We start from the raw sequence: 20,120 nt of genomic DNA on the forward strand, positions 1-20,120 counted from the left end.
GCCAACTTCCATTTCCTGTTTCCCAGTAAGTTGCTCAAAAGTTAAGCAATTGCACGGAAACGATCATTGAAATTTGGTTAAAGCGACGGATAAGTGCGGTAAATATGTTTCTATAGTTACTAAAACTTAATCCAGGTTCATTATTTTTAGCTGACTTCTTGCCTTCTGGAACCGGCAGATATTACAAAACTTGAGAACAACAGGGTTCTAGGCACCGCAAATCGGGACGATTAGTTTTGAAAAGTAAGTCCTTTAGATCGTTGAAAAAACTCGTCGGAGCGGCCTTTCTTGCTGGACTTCTTGCAAGCTGCGCCAGCCCCCGGACTATTCTGGATGTCGGAAGCCGCGCCGAGCGAGACAACCAGCAACGGTGGGCAGAAGTCCAATACAACAAGGCGCTCGTCGCAGCGGACGAAAAATTGGCCGAGTCACCCGGAGATGCGGAAGCACTCGAGGTCAAAGGCATCGCTGGCCGCAAGCTCGCCCAGATACACGAAGACCGCGGCGAGAAAAAAGAAGCTTATGCCGCACTCGAAGCATCCGCTGCTGCAGGCTACGGCTCTTCCATATCCCGCCTTGCCAAGTTACACAGCGATGGCGTCTATATCCCGAGAAATTTACGTGCCGTTCTGCCTGGCTACGCAAGACTGGCGAATGAAGACAAGTCTATACGCGCTTCCATGCTTCTTGCCGACCTGGCAAAGCAGGGCAAGCTGAAGGGCAGCGGCCTGAACACCAACAGCTCTTACTGGTATGCGAAAGCAGCCTCCTACGGATCAGTCCGGGCGAAAGACGATCTTGCGAGACTCTATGCTTCCAGCGGCCGTCTCAACGAAGCCAAACGCCTGATCGCCAGCCAGGGCAGAACGAAGGCTGTTGGGAAGTATCTTTCGCTGGCAAAGGATACGCTTGCCGGTCAAGACGGTATTCGTAAAAACCTTAAAGCTGGCGTTTTCTGGATAAAAGCCGCAGCCGAGATCAACCCGGAAAGAGCTTCCAGCACCGCAGCCAGCTTTTATCGCAAGACTGATTCCGAGGCGGAGCGTGCCGCTGTCCTGCCATACATGCTGTCGATCCCCAGCGCCCGGATCAACGATCTGATTGCGGACTATGAAGCACTTACCGACGAGAACCGGAAGCGTGAGGTCTTCGCACAAATCCGCAAGGTCGCCGATGAAGGGAACGGCAAAGCTGCTCTTCTGGTTGCCCGGGTTCTGCGTGGCAACAACAATGCAATCAATGAAGAAGCTTTGAAATACTACGGAATTGCAGCCTCGAACGGACAGAAAAGCGCCGTACGGCTTCTGGTCGATCAGGCTTCCTTCGGCAAGGCCGGCAACTCTGCGACGGATCAGATCGTTTCGACGCTTACCTCTGTAGCTGAGTCAGGAGATGTCGATGCTTCGATCGCGCTGGCTCGTTTCTACGAGCTTGGCGGACCGACACCGAAAAATCCGAAAAAGGCTTTGTACTGGAACAAAAAAGCAGCCGATGCCGGAAACCAGGAAGCCCAGTTCAACACGGGTGTCGCTTATGCGGAAGGTAACGGAACATCCAAGGACATTTCCGCTGCGCGCCACTATCTGGTAGCCGCTGCAGACAGCGGCAACAGCGCCGCGAAAGCCTACCTGCAATCGCTTCCAGCGAAATGATGCTGCCGAAAGTCGGATTATCAACTTGATGAATGAAAAGGGCCGGCGAATGCGCCGGCCCTTTTCATTTTGCTCAACCGTGGCAGCAGCTTTCACCGATCTTCATGCCAAGTGTAAACTCATAGATGAAAACCGGGCAAAGTCAGACAGAGGGCGAAACGAGACCGCATCGTGCCGCGCTTTAACGACGTTCCTTCATCCCTTCGTCGATGCCGCGACCACAATTTCCAGGTCGGCTTTTGCAGTATCCTGATCCGGTACGATCAGCTTCTGCAGCGACACGAAGAGCGACGTCCCTTCCGAAAGGCGAAGCGGGGCGACAAAGTCGCTTTCCTTCACCAGTCTTGCCTGCTCAGCCCCTGCAATCTCGGCAATCGGATTGGGGTTCCGGACGGCCGCCAACGTGGTCTTCGCCAACCGGCCCAAGGCTCCCTCGCAGATCAAGGACAGATCGTCCCCTCTTTCGGCGCTCATGGCAGCCAGTCCACCGAGTGGCCGAAGGGCATAGACATGATAGTTGCGAGCCTGGCTTCCCCGCTGAATTTCTAGCGCCAGATGACCTGCGGCATCGACCTGACAGAGCCCGATTTTGGCGCTTTCGTGAGCCCACTTGACGAGATCAGCATCCCGACCAATGTATCCGGCCGCTCCGACGGCGAGTGCTGCCCAGTATCTATGATTGTTCCTGCGCGATTTGGGCCCAGCCTGATACCGGAAGAAATGTACCGTCGAGCGAGCCACATCCGTTAACCAGCCCCCGATGATGACGCGCTGGTCTTCGGAGAAGGCACCTCTGGTTTCCAGATAGTCGATGGTGAGACCGATCTCGGCCATAAACCGACTGCGCGAAAGATGAGCGTCACCGCTTTTCATCTTCGTCAGCGCTCCGTCACGTGCCCAAGCCGCAAGAGTTTTCGCCGCACAACGCTCCAGCTTCACGTCGCCGCTGAAGGCCTCCATACCAACTGTCCGCAAGAAGCTTCGGACCGGCTTCATCTGAAGTTCGCGCTTGCGTCTGGCAGCTGCGTCAACCGTATCCTTGGAACCCGACTGATGGTATTTGGACCGGGTATCGAGCACCACGACCGGCGCCGGCACCGATTTGCAGGATGAGACGTTCGGATCGGCAGGGTTTCTCGCAGCGGAGGCAGAAGTTCCCACTCCGGCAAGCGTCACCTGGGGGACGTTGGAAAGGCTCGAAAGAAGCGTCTGCGCCTTGGCCGGGGACGACTGAATCCCTGACATGGCAAGGGCGTAAATTGCAACGCCGAGACCGGTTCGAACCGTATTTTGAATGAAACGCGACATAGTGCTCACCAAGACATTTGGCTCACACTAGGCATCGCCGGCTTTCAAACCCCTTGGAGAAAATCCTAAAGTTTTAACGAGTTCCAAATTTCCTGAATTTCTCTACGTCAGCCTTAAAGCTTTAATCAGGCGTCCTGTTGGCATCCATTTATGCTGCACCTGCACAAAAACTATGCGGCTGCCTTTACTTTCCGCACAAATTGACGTTAGGTCGCTCCAATTTAAACCCTTCGTAACTTTACAATTTTAGCCGCCTGAAACTACTATGCTGCATAGCAACAATTTGCAGTTCAAGAAGTCCTTTGCCATGCGTATCGCATTTCTAAATGCGGGAAAAACCTGCCTCTCATTTACGTTATCTGTCGGCATAGCCTGCGGCTCTGCTGCAGCGCAAAATACGCGCGTCAACGTCGTTGATCAGGCCTTTTCGACACTTGGAGAGACGGCCGGCGAATTCGACATTGTCGACAAGATTGATGTGCGTAAGGCTGAGCTCATTATTTCCCAGAACATCGCCCTGGCGAAGCATACAAGCCTGATCGGCGAAGCCACTCAGTCGGCACAACTCGCTCTGAAAATCTACGAACAGCTCGACAACCTTGCCAAGTCCGAAGCCCACATCAGTTCGGTACTCAGCGACATGATCAGCGAGGCCAAGCTGGCGAAGGAGAGATTGGGCGCAGCCGGTATTTCACGGGACATGATCGCCGGCTTTCTCATAGAATTGCTGTCGAACAGGATCATCGAGACCGATCTGGACGAAAAGCAGATCCTGGATGTCAGTGTTCAGATCAATGAGAACTTCGCAAAGTTGAAGGATCCGCGTTTCACGCTTGGCGCGCTCTATAACAGGGCGCGTACCGAGAAGAAGCTGGGAAAGGACATCAGGCTTTTCGAAGCGGTCCTGCGAATTTCCAACGAATTGATTAGGGTCGAGGCGGCCAAACTTCTGGGCGACGCCGATTTGCGCGCCCAGGCTGATAAAGTCATTGAAAATTCTATAGAAATACTGAAATCAGAGGATCCTGAAAAGGCGTTTCCGCTTGCTGAGCGGATGGTTGAGATCCATTCCGATCCAGGGCTTGCCTACCGATACCTTGAACCTTTCGGCAGATCGTTCGCGACCTCAGACCTCTACAGGCCCGACTATTTCTCAACATATAAGCAATTGGAGAGCGAGGAACTCACCGACAGTCTTGAGCGCGGCATCGCCAGCGGTGAGCTCACCAGTGTTGAGCTCCTGGTAAACCTGATTGCGAACTTCGATGAGAACGATGCTGCATCGCACAAATTGGCTGTCGCGCTGACCCGTGCACTTGCCCGCCAGAACCAGCTGGATATGGCACTTTTCACATCGTTCTGGACAACTGCGGCACGTGAGCGAACTAAAGATGCCCGCGACCCCATGTTGCAGGAAATCAGTGTGATCATGGCGTCGCAGGGGCGAGGTTTTCCTGCGCTGGAAGCTGCAGGCAGGATAAGCGATACGCAGCGGCGAAACGTGGCACTCAAGGTGGCGTCCGATGAGTTGGCGACTGCCGGCTACGATGCTGCCGTGGAAACGACCGCCAGCAAGATTCTCGACAGTTTCCAAGCTGGAGAGTTTGACGCAAAAGATCTGGAACTGCTCAGGGACCTTACCGCAACCCTCGGAGAAGCAGGCCTGAACGAGCTTCTGGAACGTGTGCAGTCCATGACATCGGACGAAACCGTTGCCGCCGCAGCGAACCGGCAGTTGCTACGCATTGCAATCGATAACCGGGACGTGGATATCCTCAAAGCTCTGCTTTCCGGAGAGGGACCGTTTGCAAGCAACGACCGCGCTTGGGCAAAAGCCTACAGCGCAGTGCTGCAAGAGGACGTCCATGCGACATCCGAGGCCCTGAAAACATTCCAAGGCGTTCCAGCTGAAAATACACAAACGGTCTCCAGCTTCGACAACACGGCTGCCTTGGGCGCCTATGTCCGGGAACCGGAGTTCATGCGTACTCTTCTCACAGAGAGCGCATCGGATCTTTCGCCAAAGTCGCTGCTAGATCTGCTCCACGGCTTCGTCAGGGCCAGATTTGAAGACGACCCGCAAACGATCTCCGATCTAGACTTCGTGTCCCCTCTCCTTTCCCGGCTCGTTCAAGATGAAAGTCTTGAGGCTCAGGACCATGAAGCCTTGGCGAAAACTTTTGCCATGCTGGGCGACGTCGAAAACACGGATCTTCTTCTTGGCAGCGCAGACGACCGGCTCAATTCCGACCAGAAGCTGGAACAGAAAACTACGGCCCTCGCCATGGCCGGACGGTTCGAAGAAGCAAGGCTTGCAACATCAAAGATCGAACACCCTTCATTGGCTCAGAGCGCCCTGGCCGGGGCTCTCCGGATAGAAGCTCGACTCGGCAATCTGGAGGAAAGTGCCCGGCTGCTTAAAGACGTTGACGACTACCGCTTGCGAGTTGGTACCTATCGTGATGTCGCAGAGTGGATGGCGCATGATCTCGACACGGATGGTCTTCTGGCCCGCAACCACCCTCAGGCGTACGCCCTGACACAAGGGGAAGATACTGCGGCTAAAAACGTCGATGCAGATGTCACTCCGTTGTCATTCCAGATCGAAGACTCGAACACCTTGCGCGTAGGTGACGGCATCAGGCTCGTGCGCCAGAACACATTGGTTCAGGACGACGGTTATCCGGACCTCATCGCCGGGCTAAATGCCTCCTCAGGCAATGTCCGGAGCATCGTGCCCTTGCTTCCGCGCGCTGGCCCAAGCGGGCTCTCCGTGGCAGGCCTCAACCGGTTTGCCCGCCTCAACCGGTTCTCCTCCAAGTTCTTCGAGGAAGTCGTCGGCATGAGTGCGCGCGATTACCTCTACAAGCGCCAGGGCACGATCAACCCGATTTTCCTCTATCTGACAGAAGGCGTTTTCACGGTCGAAAAGCTGCTTTACCTGTCTGTTTCGGGCAGGTTCAGAACAGTTGACCGGGTGGATGACGGCTTCATTTTCCGCGCTCCGATCGTGATTGGCCCGAACGCGACACTTGTCCTGTCCGGTCAGGAGGCCAAGGCCTTTTATCTGAGCCAGAGCTACGGTTCCTTCATCGTGAACGCCGGCAAATTGTTCGTCGTGGACACGACACTCGGTGCCTATGATGAAGGCAAGCAGGACTTTGCCTTCTCGGACTACAAGCACCGTAAGGACTTCCGTCCCTTCATTCTTTCGTGGAGCAACAGCGAAACCTATATCGGCGGCTCCAGAATCGTCGGTCTGGGCTATTCGGCCGGTAAATCTTATGGCCTTTCGCTCTCTTCCGGACCGAAGGATTCCATCGACGAAAAACGCCAGGATCAAAGACCGTTCGGCATCATCGCCGACAACAGCTTCGAGAACATGCTCTACGGGTTCTACTCCTACGAAGCTGACGACGTGGCTGTGGTTGGCAACGAGTATCGCAACAGCATCACCTATGGCCTCGACCCGCATGACCGCTCCAAGCGACTGACGCTGTCGTACAACACCGGCTACGACACCGAGAAGAAACACGGCGGCATCATCTCGCGAGAGGTAGACGACAGCTTCCTTGTCGGAAACCTGATGTTCGACAACGCCGGCTCGGGCCTGATGGTCGACCGAGATTCCATGGCGACCACGATTTACGCGAACACCTCCTTCGGCAATGAGCAAGACGGCCTGACCTATTTCGAAAGCCCATGCGCCCTGATCGATTCCAACCATTTCTTCAACAACAAACGCGCAGGTATCAAGGCACGCAATTCCTGGGATCTGTCGATCACGCGCAATCGGATCAGCGGCAATGCGGAAGCAGCTATCGACGGGTACATTTCGGTCCTGGAAGACAGTGACGCGGCCCATACCCGCGACTTCGAGATGGATCCGTACATTCCCTTCGGAAGCTTCTTTGCTGCGGACAACGAGCTCACGGAAAACAATGTCGGCATCAAGGCCAATGGTCTGAGCGCGGTTACACTCAAGGACAACCAGTTCATCTTCCAGCGCAAAGGGCTTTATGGCGGCGACCTCAAGGACCAGTCGCTCTGGCTTCTCAAATACGGTTCGGACGGACAGGCTGTGACCGTTGCATCAACCTGCCTCCCCAAAGTCACTCACCACAAGGCGTGCGCGCTGCAGAAGAGGGGATTGCTTGCCTCCCATGCAACTGCTCCAGCCTTCGAAACGTCGCAGATTACCGATCTGTGTCTCGGCAACGAGACGAGCGTGCAGGCCGGTGCGGTCAATCCGGTGACCAACTAGATCTTCATGAGCGGACCCATGTCAGTACCTCGTACAGTCAAATCTAACCGCCCGTTCCGGTCGTCAAGAACGTCCTTGCTCGGTTCCTGTGCCGTAGCCACGGTATGGAGTTTGCTGGCTCTCGTTCCGCTAACTGCGTCAGCGCAGGCGCAGAGCGCGCCGGTGGTGGCTTCAGATCAGGAACCCGTCAGCAACCTGCCTGTGTCGCAGGTGAACAAACTTGCGGTCACTGATGCCTATATCGCCACCCTCACGCCGGAAGAACGGATCGAGCTGGCTGACCGTCTGCTTCGCGGGCTGCCCTATTCCCAATCCAATCCTCTCATCGTAAGCGACTTCACGACCGGCTCCCGCCTGTTTGAAGAAGCCCTCGCGACCGCGTCCGGCGATGAATTTGCCTTGCTCGAATACCAGTACGGCAAGGCGCTTCTCGCCACTTCCGAGCCTGACAAGGGACGCAGGGCAACGGAGCATCTTGAAATTGCTCTTGAAAACGGGCGCAAGGATGCAGGCCTGCGGCTGGCGATGGAGTTTGTCAGCAATCCGGAAAACGTCAAAGAGGCTGTCGGGCCTGAGAGGGCAAAGGAACTGTTTCAGCCGTTCCTGTCCGACGGCGATCCCGAGACACTTCTGGGATATGCCGAACTGATCGAAGGTGAAGACCCCGAGGAAGCGCGTTCCCTTCGGTTGCTTGCCTTTACTCAGCTCGCCGTCGAGGCACCGAGCGACGCGCGCGCAGCCATTTTGATGGGTAATGCCTACCTGGACGGATCAATCGGCGAGAAAAATCTCGAAAAAGCGGTTGCCAACTATGCCAGCGCGCTGACGGGCGGCTCGGCAAACGGCGGCTATCTGATCTATTCGGCGCTAAAGGATCTGCTCGACGAGCCGGACATTGCAGCGCGGGTGAAGAATGCGCTCGTCGCCTCCGTCACGCTCGGCTCCGTAAAGGCAACCCTGCGTCTTCTCGACGACTACACGGACAAGAACAGGCTCGGCGTGACACGCGAGGAAGCGGAACAACTCGCGAGTCTGTTGAGCGAAACGGGTCACTCCGACGGCCTTTACTACCAGATCCGTATCTTTGAGAAACTTCTCAAGGACGGTCAGAAGCTCTCCACCAGCGAGATGGACGCCACTGTTGAGAAGTTTCTGGCGTCCGGAACGAGTTTGTCGACCGACGACGCTGAGAAGCTTGGCGGGCGGATCCTGCGCTCTACGCTGCCGCAAGATATGCGCTTCGGATATTCTCTCTACTTCTTTGAATATGCACTTGAACGAGGCTCGGTGTCCGCCGCTTACGAGCTGGGCGACCTTGTTCTGGGGCGGCTTTCCAGTTCGCAGTATTTTGACAAGCTGGGCGACAAGGCCCTGCAGAAAAAGGCGCTTAGCGCCCTGCAGTACGCGGCAGAACGCGATAACCAGCTTGCGATGGTCCGCCTGGGCGACGTCTATCGCACCAACGAATTTGTCGAGCTTTCGCTCAGTGAGGCGGAAGAGTGGTACAAGAAGGCTGTAGCGCTCGACCCAACACCGAGAGCTCTTGAACGGCTCGCGTCCTTCATCAATGCCACCCGCGAAGATGCTCAGTCGCTTGATGAGGCACTGTCGCTGCTACAAAGCGCGGCCGCGCAGAACAGCGCCTCCGCGATGACGACGCTCGGTACGATCTACCTTCGCGGGAAGAGAACATTAACACCGGATGTGCCCCGCGCCCTGACCTGGCTACACCGGGCCGTGGACGCAGGTTCCACCCAGGCACTGATCGTTCTGGGTGAATTCTATCGGGACAGCGAACAGAATTTCGATCTGGCCAGAAACTCCTTCCAGGCTGCGGTAGACGCAGGAGATGGCAAGGGGTGGATCGGTATCGCGTCGCTCCACGAGCTCGCAGGCGAACCTCAAAAAATGATGGCCGCCCTGAAATCGGGTTCCGACGCAGAAAATCCCGAAGCGATGGTGGCCTATGCCTTCGCCCTGCTTCAAAAGTCCGCGGACGATCAGGAAGCCTTTTCCCTGCTTCAGCGCGCCCAGCAGCTCGGTATCGACAGCTCCGGCACAAATCTGCGGGTCGCCGAAACTTATATAGCCACGGGAGAGCCGGCCAACATCGGCACCGGGCTGGATATTCTGAACGTGCTCGTCGATCGGGGTTATGGTCCTGCAGTCGCGCGCGCCGTCAGGATCTATCTCAGCAGCGAGGCGGGTACCCCGGACCTCGAAAAAGCCCTTTCCATCGCCTCGGTCGGCCTGACACAGGGCTACACTGCGCCGATGGTCCAGGTCGCACTGACGCTTTCGGAAGGCACACCTGAAATTGAAGCCGACCCGGAACAGGCCATTCAACTCCTGAAGCAGGTCTACCAGAAGTCGCCGCAAAGCCTCGATGTCGCCTTTCGCCTCGGCCAGGCCTATACGGATGGCACCTATGTCGAGCGGGATCTGGACCTCGCTCTGCAGTACTTCGAGGAAGCAGCGACCCAAGGCAGCGTGCGCGCTCAATTGCGGACTGCAAAAGCCTATCTGGACGGGGTCGGAACCGAACGGAACTCGACCAAGGCCATCGGCTGGTACCAGCAGGCGGCAGATGCGGGCTCGACCACCGCGCTGCTGCAACTGGGCCGCATCTTTGCATCGGGTGGCATTACCGAAATCAACCCGGAATTGGCCTTCGTCTATTTTTACAGAGCTGCTGAAGCGGACTCCACCGAAGCCAAGGCCGAGGTCGGCCGCTCGCTCCTCGCCGGGTTCGGTATCGACCAGAACATCGATCTCGGGGTGAAGTGGCTTGAAGATGCCGGTGAAGATGGCAGTGCGCGTGCCATGTACGACCTGTTCTTCCATTTCATCTATCAGGACACGCCTGATGCGCAGCAGGTCGCCATCGAATGGCTGCATCGTGCTGCCGAAAACGGCAGCGCCGAAGCCATGTTCCGCTATGCCGCGCATCTGCGCGCGGAGGCCAAGGATGACAATGCCAAAGGCGTCAAGGAATGGCTGAAGCGCGCCAGCGCGGCTGGCCACCAGTATTCCGCAACAATTCTGACTTCAGGCTGGAAAGAATATGTCGAATGACATTTTCCTTTCTTCGGATTCACTCGGTGCGAACCTGATCAACGGAAGAAATTGATAAAATGGTTTTCTCTTCAGCTTTTTTCATCATGGCCTTCTTGCCGATATTTCTGGTGCTCTATTTTGTGACACCTTTCCGCTTCAAGTCGGCAGTCATTCTCGCCGGATCCTATTTCTTCTACGCGTGGTGGCGTGTCGATTATCTGGCTTTGCTTATCCTGGTGACCGGCTGGAGCTATTTCATCGGCCATAAAATCTACGCTGCTCAAATGCGCGAAGATGCAAAGGCGTCCAAGCGTTTCTGCGCGATTGGCGTGATAGGAAATCTATCCGTTCTTTTGTATTTCAAGTATTTCAATTTCTTCGTCGACAGCGTATCCCTGACTTTCTTTAACGGAGAGCCTCTGTCGCCCCTTTTCGGACAGGTTATTCTTCCGATCGGCATCTCTTTCTATGTCTTCCAGGCGATCAGCTATGTTGTCGACGTCGCCCGGAAGGATGCTCCGCCCGCGACAAACCTTTTCGACTTTGCTGCCTTCATCGCGTTGTTTCCGCAGCTGATCGCAGGACCCGTTCTTCGCTACAAGGATCTCGCGGATCAGTTCGTCGAACGCGAGCACTCCTGGGAAAAGTTCGGAGAAGGCTCACGCATGTTCATGCTGGGTCTCGCCAAGAAAGTTTTGATCGCCGATTCCGTGGCGCCGATCGCCGATACGATATTCAGCGTGGATATGCCGACCTTTTCGGAGAGCTGGCTCTGTATCACCGCCTACACGATCCAGCTTTATTTCGACTTCTCCGGCTACAGTGACATGGCCATCGGTCTTGGTCTTATGCTCGGCTTCCACTTCATCCGGAACTTCCAGTTCCCCTATATCTCCCGATCGATCACGGAGTTTTGGAGACGCTGGCACCTCAGCCTTTCAGCCTGGCTGCGCGACTATCTCTACATTCCCCTGGGAGGTAACCGTATTGGCGTCACACGGACCTACGTAAACCTGTTCCTGACGATGTTTCTCGGCGGTCTCTGGCATGGTGCGAACTGGACATTTGCGATCTGGGGTGCCTGGCATGGAATCCTTCTGGGGATAGAGCGCTGGTGCGGTGTTTCCAGCACGCGAGACAGATCGATCCTTTACCTGCCGCTGACGCTCGTCTGCGTGATGATCGGCTGGGTTTTCTTCCGCGCCGAAAACGTTCCCTCAGCCTTCGCCATGCTGTCGGGCATGGTGGGCATGCACGGGTTCGGCATGACAGATATCGTCGCCTGGCAGGTGACAAGGTTCTCCCTTGCGATGCTCGTGGTCTCAATCGTCATCGTCTACCTGGAGCCCTATTTGTCGCAATCCGGATCCAAACCGACCAAAGGTGACACGTTCGTAAGCCCCGAATTCATCTCAATTCGGCACGGCCTTTTGGTTTCGAGTGTGGGCGTCCTGTCTCTGATCAAGCTGACCGCAGACAACGATTCCCCTTTCCTCTACTTCCAGTTCTGACCGAGAGAGGGACACACGCCATGACCAGCACAGGTTCCAAGATCCTTTCCGCTTCGATGATCGGCTTGTTCGCCATCGGCTTCGCCTACACCGTCAATTTCGCCATGTTCAGCAATATTGACTGGAAAAACAACGACGGCACACCATCAGCCTTTCTCAAGGGAAAGGTCGCGCTCGATCTCGAAAATGCATACAAGGACGATCTGTTTTTCCGCGAAATTTCCATCAATCTGTATAACGTCATTTCGCTGGGCCTGTTTGGCGAAGCCAAGAAGGGGGTCCTGGTCGGAGCAGACGGTTGGCTCTATTCGACGGAAGAATTTTCGTGGACCAAGGACTCACCGCAGAACCTGAAAGCGGCTCTTGCTGCGGTCGAGAATACGGACAAGCAGTTTGCTGAGCACGGCACCAAGCTTGTCGTCGCCCTTCTTCCCACCAAGTCAGAAGTTTATAGCGAACATCTCGGGTCGCTCCGCTGGCCGAAGGTTCATCACCCCCTTTACGAGCAGGTCCGGGGCGAGCTTCAAGCACACTCCGTTCTGGTGCCCGAACTGCGCAAGCCGCTTGTAGAGGCCAAGGAACACGAACAGGTCTTTCTCAAGACCGATACACACTGGACCGTTGAGGGCGCGGAAGTCGTTGCAAGAAATCTTGTGCCGGAAACTCTGGCCGAGAGCCTGCCACCAGCCGAACTGACGGTCGAACCTCAACAGAAGACCAGCCATCGCGGAGATCTTCTGAAGTTCATCAAGCTTGGATCGATCATGCCTTCCCTGTCCTATCCGGACGAGACCATTCAACCGATCCTGGTGCGGGCTTCGGTTGACGATGTGGCCAGTCTGCTTGACGACGGCGACGAGAACCCTGTTCCCGTCGCCTTGGCGGGGACCAGCTACAGCGCGAATACGCTCTGGAGTTTTGAGAGTCATCTGCGCAACGCGCTGCAAACCGATGTGCTCAACGTCGCCGAGGAAGGCAAGGGTCCGTTCGATCCCATGTCCGGTTACATGAAGAAGCTGGAAGACGGGGAACTCTACTATCCGCAGCTGGTCATCTGGGAAATGCCGATCCGGTATCTGGACGACTACAGTCCTGAACTCCTCCAGAGCCTTGACTTCCAGGTCGACTGACGAAGCAGCACACGACACTTGGTGAGAGAGAAAAGCGACTTAGAGGAAATTCTAGAAATAAATGTCTAAAATTTAAGTAAATGACTATAAAAAAGGCACGATAGAAAGCCTGAAAGAAAATCGCTCATAATTTTCGCAGAAACAACAGCAAATTGATCAAGATCGTATTGGCACGCTGATTGCTTATTCACTTGGTAAGTGATTGTGATTTTGAAGAATCGTGACGTATGTCCGACTTTACTGACAATACACTAGAAAACTGCTTGATCGGGATAAGGTCGATGAACGGGAAGCATCAATATCACAGGAGCGCCGGAGTGCGTCCTGCAACAGCCACACGGAGGCTTTCACCAGACAACAGGCTCTGCATCGTCACCCGGCTGTCAGATGAAAAGACTACACCCATGGCATTGCCCGCAAACGACTTCCTAAACGCCCTGGAGACCGCATGATCTATCATGTCCTGTACATGCTCGTGATCGCAATCGTGGTTCTGCTCCTGCCGGACGAAGCCTTCACGAGCAAAACCCAAGAGGTCCTTCTCGTGCTCGGCTTGCTCGGGATCTGGCGCTACACGTGGGGCATCATTCATCTTCTGCGCAGTCTCTGGTACAGGAAAATCGCTTTCCCGCGCATACGCCGCACTGCCAAGGCCAAGGCCGACGAGGCAGGCTACGGTCATGCTTTCATGCTGATCACCAGTTTCCGCATCGATGCGCCGACCACTTTGAAGGTCTATCGGGGTGCGTTTGAGGCCGCCATGCGCGCTCCGGCAGGAGCAACCGTGATTGCTTCCATAGTTGAACTGGGAGACCAGAGACTCATTGAGCAGCTCTACCGGAGCATGTTTGGCGACGAACAGCCATTCAAACTGGATTTTGTGCGTATCGCAGGGACCGGCAAGCGTGATGCTCTGACGTACGGCTTCGAGGCGATCTCGCGCTACAACCCGGGCCCCAATGATACCGCATCGGTCATTGACGGCGACAGTATTGTGCCTGCCGACCTGGTCGAGAAATGCGCCAATATCTTCCTGATCAACCCGCGCGTCGGCGCCCTGACGACCGATGAGACCTGCACGGTGGAAGGGCGTGACATCTTCCGCAAATGGTATTCGCTGCGGTTCGCACAGCGCCAGATCCTGATGAGTTCGAACGGCCTCGCCAAACGCGTGCTCACATTGACGGGGCGCATGTCGATGTTCCGTGCGCAACTCGTTTGCCGGCCGGAATTTTATCGCCACATCAACGAGGATTTCATTGAGCACTGGCGTCTTGGACGCATCAAGATGCTGACAGGCGACGACAAGTCATCCTGGTACTGGCTGCTGAAGAACGGCTACCTGATGTACTACGTGCCGGACGTTGTCGTCGAAACAATCGAGCAGCCGCCCGTCGACGACTTCATTGTCTCCGCCAAAGTTCTCATGACCCGATGGTTCGGCAACATGCTGCGGACGAACACGCGTGCGCTTGCGCTTGGCCCACATAAGGTAGGTCTTTTCACCTGGTGGTCGGTGCTAGACCAGCGCATCAGCATGTGGACCTGTCTTTCCGGGCTGACGATGGCCGTTCTCGCATCGATCTTCGTGACGCCCTTTGCCTTCATTCTTTATCTCTTGTGGGTGGCGATCTCCAGGTACCTGGTGATGCTGACGTTCCTTACCGTTCGTAAGGAAGTTTCGATCACCTACCCGTTCCTGCTCTACTTCAACCAAATCTTCGGCTCCTTCATCAAGGTCTACATATTCTTTCGCATGGATAAGCAGCGTTGGACCCGCCAGAACACCACGCTTGGCGGATCGGAGAGCCGGTTCAGGCACTATTACAAGATCGTTTCGTCCAATCTGGTCCACGCTTCAGCGCTACTCGTCTATGTCGCCGTGCTGGCTTACACGATCAACATCTTCTCAACGAGCGATGCGATCCATGGCCTCTACCGCTGATCAAGAGTTTCGCTCCCTAACCCTTTCGAACAACCTTTGGCTGGGAAATTGATAATGAGTACCGTTGCTTCAGAAGTGCAAGTCCAGCGCCAGCACCCGCGTTTCAAACTGCCCCTGATGGTCACCATCAAGGACCGGAAATTCATGGCGGCCGACTGGTCCGTAGGTGGCATTGCCCTTCAGAATGCCGATCAGGCGCTCAAAGTCGGGGAACCGGTTGAACTGACCATGAGTTTCAATCTTCAAGGCTATTCCCTGAGCCTGAAGATGAACGGCATCGTGCGCTACAACCGGCGAGACATCGGCCGCTGCGGTATCGAGTTCACTGATGTCACGCAGCGCCAGCTGACATTAATCCGCTTCATGATTGACAGTTACATCTCGGGCCAGCTGGTGGACGCCGGCGATGTCCTGGAGTTCATGAGCCGCGATAATTCGGCGAAGGCCCGCAAAAAGGAACTTGAAAAGGCCGCGAATGACGACGGCAGCCCGTCGCTCCTTGCAATTGTCCGGCGGGTTCTCGGCTTTACACTCACCTTCGGACTTGCGCTTCTCGCCCTTGCCTATCTGGGTGTCTCTGCCTTCAACCGCATCTTCGTCTTCGATGCAAAGTCAGCGACCGTAGAATCCGAACTGGTTTCGTTACCTGCCCCTTCCAGTGGCTTTGTGACGTCCTTCGCCGACAAGACCTCGTTCAAGGCGGGAGAACCTGTCTACGTCTTCGTCGATATTCAGACCAACGAGCCGACCACGATCTTCAGCCCGTGCAGTTGCGATGTGGTCGGCGAAATTCCGGCAGAGGGAGACTATGTTGCCCGCGGACAATCACCGGTGAAATTCTTCGACAGTTTCGCGCCGAGTTTCGTCAAGGCAAAGGTTTCCTTTGACGACGTTTCCAGACTTGGCTCGGGCACCAGCACGTTGATCAGCTTCATGGATGGAAGCGAGGTCAAGCTAAGTTCCCTGCCCGAACAGGTGCTGCAGAATATCGTCAATCCCGAAGTACTCGACGACAACGTTTATCTCCGCATCCCGGTCGAAAGAGACATTTCCGCCAGTGACATCGGTCTTCCAGTCCGGGTGCGCTTCAATACTTTCTCGCTTCCAGAGCTATGAGCATTGCGTTGTCCCGCATGCGGGGCAACGCAATGAAGAACGATAAGACACTGAAATCAATATTAAAAATCTCGGTTGCCCAGACACCCCAAGTATGAGGTCATGAGATGGCAAAGATTATTCCTACGATAATGATCGGCGGCTCCGGCACCCGCCTTTGGCCGCTTTCGCGCAAGAACAGCCCCAAGCAGTTTCTACGTCTGTTTGGCGACAACAGTCTTTTCCAGGAGACCGTCACACGGTTTCCACGAGAGGAGTTCGCCAGTCCGTGGTTGATGACCAACGTGGATGTTCTCAACTTCGCAGTTGAACAATCCGATGAGATTGGCGTCAAACCCGCAGGTATTTTTGTCGAACCGCTTATGCGAGGCACAGCCGCCGCAATCGGTGCGATGGCGGTTGCCGCAGAACAGCTTGATCCCGACTCCTTGATCCTGGCGGCCCCTGCCGACCACGTCATTGAAAATCCGGAGGCGTTCCGCAAACAGATTGAGCTTGCGAAACCCCTGGCCGAAGATGGCGCAATCATCACCTTCGGCATCGTGCCGACGGCTCCGGAAACGGGATTTGGTTACATCAAGGGCGGCAAGACCGTGTCCACGTCGGAGGGCGACGTAGGCTTTCGTGTCTCGAAGGGCGGCTTTCTCGAGAAGCCGGATCTGGCAACTGCGCAAGAATTCCTGGCTGCAGGCACCTACTACTGGAACGCCGGCATCTTCCTGTTCTCCGCCAAGACGATCATCAAGGAGATGAAAACCTTTGCGCCAGGCATCATGCAAGCCGCTGGCGAAGCGGTTGCCGGATCGCAGTCGGAGCTGAGATCAGACATTCCCGTCTATTATCTGAACCCGGAATCCTTCGCTCAGGCGCCTGAAATGTCTATCGACAACGCCGTGATGGAACATTCCGACAAGATTGTCGTTGTACCCAGCGACATCGGCTGGAGCGATGTCGGTTCCTTGTCCGCTCTTTGGGACATCAGTCCGAAGGACACAGAATCCAACGTGACGACGGGCAAGGTTCTCGCCATCGATTCCAACAACTGCCTGCTGCGAGCGACCGCAGACCGCCGGATTGTGGCGCTTGGTTTAGAGAACATCATGATTGTCGACACGATCGACAGCGTTCTCGTGATGCCTCGAAATCGCGCACAAGAGGTCAAGCAGGTCGTCTCCGAACTGAAAGCCTTGGGAGCCAACGAAGCGGTCTCCATGCCGCTCATCAATCACGACTGGGGCGACACCGAGCAGAAGTTCGTCGACGAAGATCACTGCGTCAGCCAGCTCAAGATTCGCCCCGGCAACATTATTCCGAACCGCCGCGTGACGGCAGAGCGGGAAATCTGGCTGGTCGTGAAGGGAACCGTTGATGTGATCGTGAATTACCAGCGCCTTACGCGGTCGAAGGGGGAAACCTTCAGCCTGAAGGCCAACGACATGGTCACGGTCATCAATCCCGACGAGGACAAGAAAGCCAAATGCATGATGATGGTTCAGGAAAATCGCGAATTCGACCGGCTCTTTGAAGCCATTGGTCCCGCGATCGCAGCGGAATGAGCAATGTTCGTTCAGGAAAAACATCATGAAAATCGGTGAACCCGGATACTTTGTCGAATTCCCAGGACAGTCGGTTTTCCGAGTCACGGCCGCCGAAGGTAAGGTGATGTCTGTCGTGCCCCAGAGCTCCGACGACAGCGCCGAGGCGCCGCGTCGGGAACAGCTCGAGGGCACGATGACACAGGCGTGGCTTCATGTTGTCTCGGAAGACGTGTCATGCACTCAATCGGTATTGTGTTCTCTGTCCGGTACCAAGCTGACATTCGCCGAAGAGTATGACGAGTGTCAAAAGCTGATAGCCGATCAGCTTTTGGCAGGCTCCATTTCAGTGCCTGCCTTCTTCGACCTAGCGACAACGAGACATATGGTGGCGGCGGCTGGAGACCGGAACGAACAGTTGCCCTATTACGCCGTTGCGGCACGCGCTTCCTCTGGAGCGTCTGGAACCAGGAAAAGACTGGTGGCAGGTCTGGCAGCTTTGGTTCTCGCGGGGGCAGTCGGTTTTCTCTGGCTGCAGCAGCATTTGACGATTTCCAACACGTCCAGCCTGGTGACGTCCGACTACAAGCTCGTCGCCAGTCCCGTGACCGGGACTGTCGTGTTCGTCAACGACGAGAAGACCATCACGGCTGGAGAGCCGATTTTCGGCATCGAAGGGACATCGGGCAGGCCGGTTATCGTGAATGCGCCGATCAGCACCGCCAACTTCGAAGCGGTCGCGTCGCCAGGAGCGAGAGTTGAAAGAGGAAAGGCCCTCGGCCGCATTGCAGATGAGAACGCTGCACCGCAGCTGGTCACTTATGTTCGCTTCAGTGAAGCGATTGCTATTGCGAAAGGCGCGGTAGCGCAGGTGAACTTTCGCGACAACAGTGTCTTTTTCCTGCCTCTCGGCCTCGATGACATTCACCAACCGGTCAACGACAAGGACACGAGCGACCCGCTGATGAAGGTTCAGGTGCAGCTCCCTGACGACTTCCGGAACCTGGTCGGCCAGACCGCCTCGATCCAGATCAGAAGGAACGACACCTTCTACCAGAGTATATGCGGACTTGCCGGAGCGGTGCCTTCCCTAACCACCTGGTGTGGCCCGGCAGAAGACAAGGCGACGTGAGGACATGTGCTGGACAGGAAGATACCTGCCGACGCTGACATGCAAAGTGAGACGAATGATGTTTCAAGCTCCAATTTTCGCAAATGCGACACGGCTGGTATCGGCCGCAGTGTTTTCAATCCTGGCAGCCTCGACAGCAGCAAATGCGCAAGGACCGGCGGCGAAACTGCGCAATGTCTTTACCTGTCCGGACCTCGCTGAACGGAGCCTGGCTCAGGGTCTTACGCATCCACTGGTTCAGGGCTACGGCGGCGCGTTCTATCGGGTAAGCGCGGATCTGCGAGATTTCTATCTCTACTCACGGTCCAATATTCAGTATTTCGCGCGGCTAAACGAAGTCCTCAAGTCCAAAGACATCGACCTCACCCTGGTTTTCGTTCCTCCCAAATCCTTCATGGACGCGGCTTTCGTGCCCGAGGAAGTCTGGAAGGAATACGATTTCGATCGTGAAATGGCGACGCAGACCTACAAGCTTCTGAACGAAGACCTGACCCGTGCCGGATTGCGCAGTGTCGATTTTCTGAAGTTGAGGGACCATTTCGTCGAGGAAGGCGAAGAAAGGTTTTTCTTTCTGCGCGATTTCCACTGGATGCCGAGAGGTTCGCGGGCGACGGCCAAGGTCGTCGCAGACGCCCTGAAACAGACCGAAGCCTACCAGGACCTGAATACCAAGGAGTTCGAGACCGAGATCGTCGATGCGGAGCTCTTGCACCTTGCGGGCATGCACAAGATCGTCGACACGCTTTGTACCGGGCCGGCCGTCCAGGAATATATGGTTCGATATGAGACGACCGAAGCTCTGAACGATCTCGACTCGCTGCTTGACGACGATGCGACACCTGTCGCGCTGATCGGCACGAGCTTCAGCGACGAGATCAACCCTTACAATTTCTCCGGATTCCTGCGCGAGTTCATGCAGGTCGAGATCGCCAGCTACGCCATCAGCGGCGGCGGGATGGAATCCTCAGTCCTCGACTGGACGCACAACGCTCTCCCGGAAAGCGAGGGAACGCGTTTCCTTATCTGGGAGTTGCCGATGACGGCCGGCATCGCCCGCTTTCCCGAGGTGACCTTCCGCCAGATCATTCCAGCTGTTGCAGGGTTTTGCGAGGCTGACAGACAGATTGCCGAAGTGGCGTACGATATCGAGCCCGGCGGTGCTGTCACGATGGATCTGGAGGAGCTTGTTCCCGATCAGGATCATCTCATCGGATCGGACTATTATCTCGCCATGAGCCTGTCGGAGAGCGACGTCCGCAGCTTCGCGCTCGAAATCTCCCAACGCGACGGTTCATCCGAGAACGTGTTGATCAATCGTCCTGAACGCGTCACCAGTTTCAGTTCCCTGTTCTTCGAAATGTCCCAGACACAGATTTCCCCGCTGCGTTCCATCACTGTGAAACCCGGCGGCGAAAAGGCCTTATCAGGCACCCTCAGCCTCTGTCGATATGGCTCGTCCAACTCGTGAGA

Annotated in this window: 11 protein-coding genes; 10 read left to right on the plus strand and 1 reads right to left on the minus strand. The window is 55.7% G+C overall.

Features of this window, described 5'->3' with window-relative positions:
* Nucleotides 1-419: 419 nt before the first annotated feature.
* Nucleotides 420-1,652, plus strand: a complete 1,233-nt coding sequence (locus tag AC2A6O_RS26275; RefSeq protein WP_498931544.1) for a tetratricopeptide repeat protein — start codon at nucleotides 420-422, stop codon at nucleotides 1,650-1,652.
* 195 nt (nucleotides 1,653-1,847) lie between these two features.
* On the opposite strand, the gene AC2A6O_RS26280 is transcribed toward AC2A6O_RS26275, so the two are convergent.
* Entirely contained in the window at nucleotides 1,848-2,960 is a 1,113-nt protein-coding gene (locus AC2A6O_RS26280; protein ID WP_498931546.1) for an alginate lyase family protein, read from the minus strand.
* Nucleotides 2,961-3,267: 307 nt separating this feature from the next.
* Here AC2A6O_RS26280 and AC2A6O_RS26285 point away from each other — a divergent pair, with 307 nt between their 5' ends.
* From AC2A6O_RS26285 to AC2A6O_RS26325, 9 genes are all read left to right on the plus strand, one after another.
* Nucleotides 3,268-7,224: a right-handed parallel beta-helix repeat-containing protein gene (locus AC2A6O_RS26285; protein WP_498931548.1), complete on the plus strand. Its 3,957-nt coding sequence runs from the start codon at nucleotides 3,268-3,270 to the stop codon at nucleotides 7,222-7,224.
* Between the two features lie 165 nt (nucleotides 7,225-7,389).
* Entirely contained in the window at nucleotides 7,390-10,299 is a 2,910-nt protein-coding gene (locus tag AC2A6O_RS26290) for a tetratricopeptide repeat protein (protein WP_498931550.1), read from the plus strand.
* Between the two features lie 59 nt (nucleotides 10,300-10,358).
* A complete protein-coding gene (locus tag AC2A6O_RS26295; RefSeq protein WP_498931552.1) occupies nucleotides 10,359-11,792 on the plus strand; it encodes an MBOAT family O-acyltransferase in 1,434 nt (477 codons plus the stop codon).
* 20 nt (nucleotides 11,793-11,812) lie between these two features.
* The gene (locus AC2A6O_RS26300; protein WP_498931554.1) at nucleotides 11,813-12,922 is read left to right on the plus strand and encodes an alginate O-acetyltransferase AlgX-related protein; all 1,110 of its coding nucleotides are present in this window, start codon (nucleotides 11,813-11,815) and stop codon (nucleotides 12,920-12,922) included.
* A gap of 448 nt (nucleotides 12,923-13,370) precedes the next feature.
* The gene (locus tag AC2A6O_RS26305; protein WP_148587422.1) at nucleotides 13,371-14,867 is read left to right on the plus strand and encodes a glycosyltransferase; all 1,497 of its coding nucleotides are present in this window, start codon (nucleotides 13,371-13,373) and stop codon (nucleotides 14,865-14,867) included.
* Nucleotides 14,868-14,921: 54 nt separating this feature from the next.
* On the plus strand, nucleotides 14,922-15,983 hold the full coding sequence (locus AC2A6O_RS26310; RefSeq protein WP_148587421.1) for a PilZ domain-containing protein: 1,062 nt from the start codon (nucleotides 14,922-14,924) through the stop codon (nucleotides 15,981-15,983).
* A gap of 107 nt (nucleotides 15,984-16,090) precedes the next feature.
* Entirely contained in the window at nucleotides 16,091-17,539 is a 1,449-nt protein-coding gene (locus AC2A6O_RS26315; RefSeq protein WP_498931556.1) for a mannose-1-phosphate guanylyltransferase/mannose-6-phosphate isomerase, read from the plus strand.
* A gap of 25 nt (nucleotides 17,540-17,564) precedes the next feature.
* The gene (locus tag AC2A6O_RS26320; protein WP_498931559.1) at nucleotides 17,565-18,650 is read left to right on the plus strand and encodes a hypothetical protein; all 1,086 of its coding nucleotides are present in this window, start codon (nucleotides 17,565-17,567) and stop codon (nucleotides 18,648-18,650) included.
* A gap of 55 nt (nucleotides 18,651-18,705) precedes the next feature.
* The gene (locus AC2A6O_RS26325) at nucleotides 18,706-20,118 is read left to right on the plus strand and encodes an alginate O-acetyltransferase AlgX-related protein (RefSeq protein ID WP_498931561.1); all 1,413 of its coding nucleotides are present in this window, start codon (nucleotides 18,706-18,708) and stop codon (nucleotides 20,116-20,118) included.
* Nucleotides 20,119-20,120: the final 2 nt, after the last annotated feature.

The organism is Labrenzia sp. ATLA3 (assembly GCF_057180185.1).

Bases quoted from the DNA above. Each gene is read 5' to 3' on its own strand.
- AC2A6O_RS26280 (WP_498931546.1), bottom strand. From the start codon at position 2,960: ATGTCGCGTTTCATTCAAAATACGGTTCGAACCGGTCTCGGCGTTGCA.
- AC2A6O_RS26285 (WP_498931548.1), top strand. From the start codon at position 3,268: ATGCGTATCGCATTTCTAAATGCGGGAAAAACCTGCCTCTCATTTACG.
- AC2A6O_RS26295 (WP_498931552.1), top strand. From the start codon at position 10,359: ATGGTTTTCTCTTCAGCTTTTTTCATCATGGCCTTCTTGCCGATATTT.
- AC2A6O_RS26300 (WP_498931554.1), top strand. From the start codon at position 11,813: ATGACCAGCACAGGTTCCAAGATCCTTTCCGCTTCGATGATCGGCTTG.
- AC2A6O_RS26305 (WP_148587422.1), top strand. From the start codon at position 13,371: ATGATCTATCATGTCCTGTACATGCTCGTGATCGCAATCGTGGTTCTG.
- AC2A6O_RS26310 (WP_148587421.1), top strand. From the start codon at position 14,922: ATGAGTACCGTTGCTTCAGAAGTGCAAGTCCAGCGCCAGCACCCGCGT.
- AC2A6O_RS26315 (WP_498931556.1), top strand. From the start codon at position 16,091: ATGGCAAAGATTATTCCTACGATAATGATCGGCGGCTCCGGCACCCGC.
- AC2A6O_RS26320 (WP_498931559.1), top strand. From the start codon at position 17,565: ATGAAAATCGGTGAACCCGGATACTTTGTCGAATTCCCAGGACAGTCG.
- AC2A6O_RS26325 (WP_498931561.1), top strand. From the start codon at position 18,706: ATGATGTTTCAAGCTCCAATTTTCGCAAATGCGACACGGCTGGTATCG.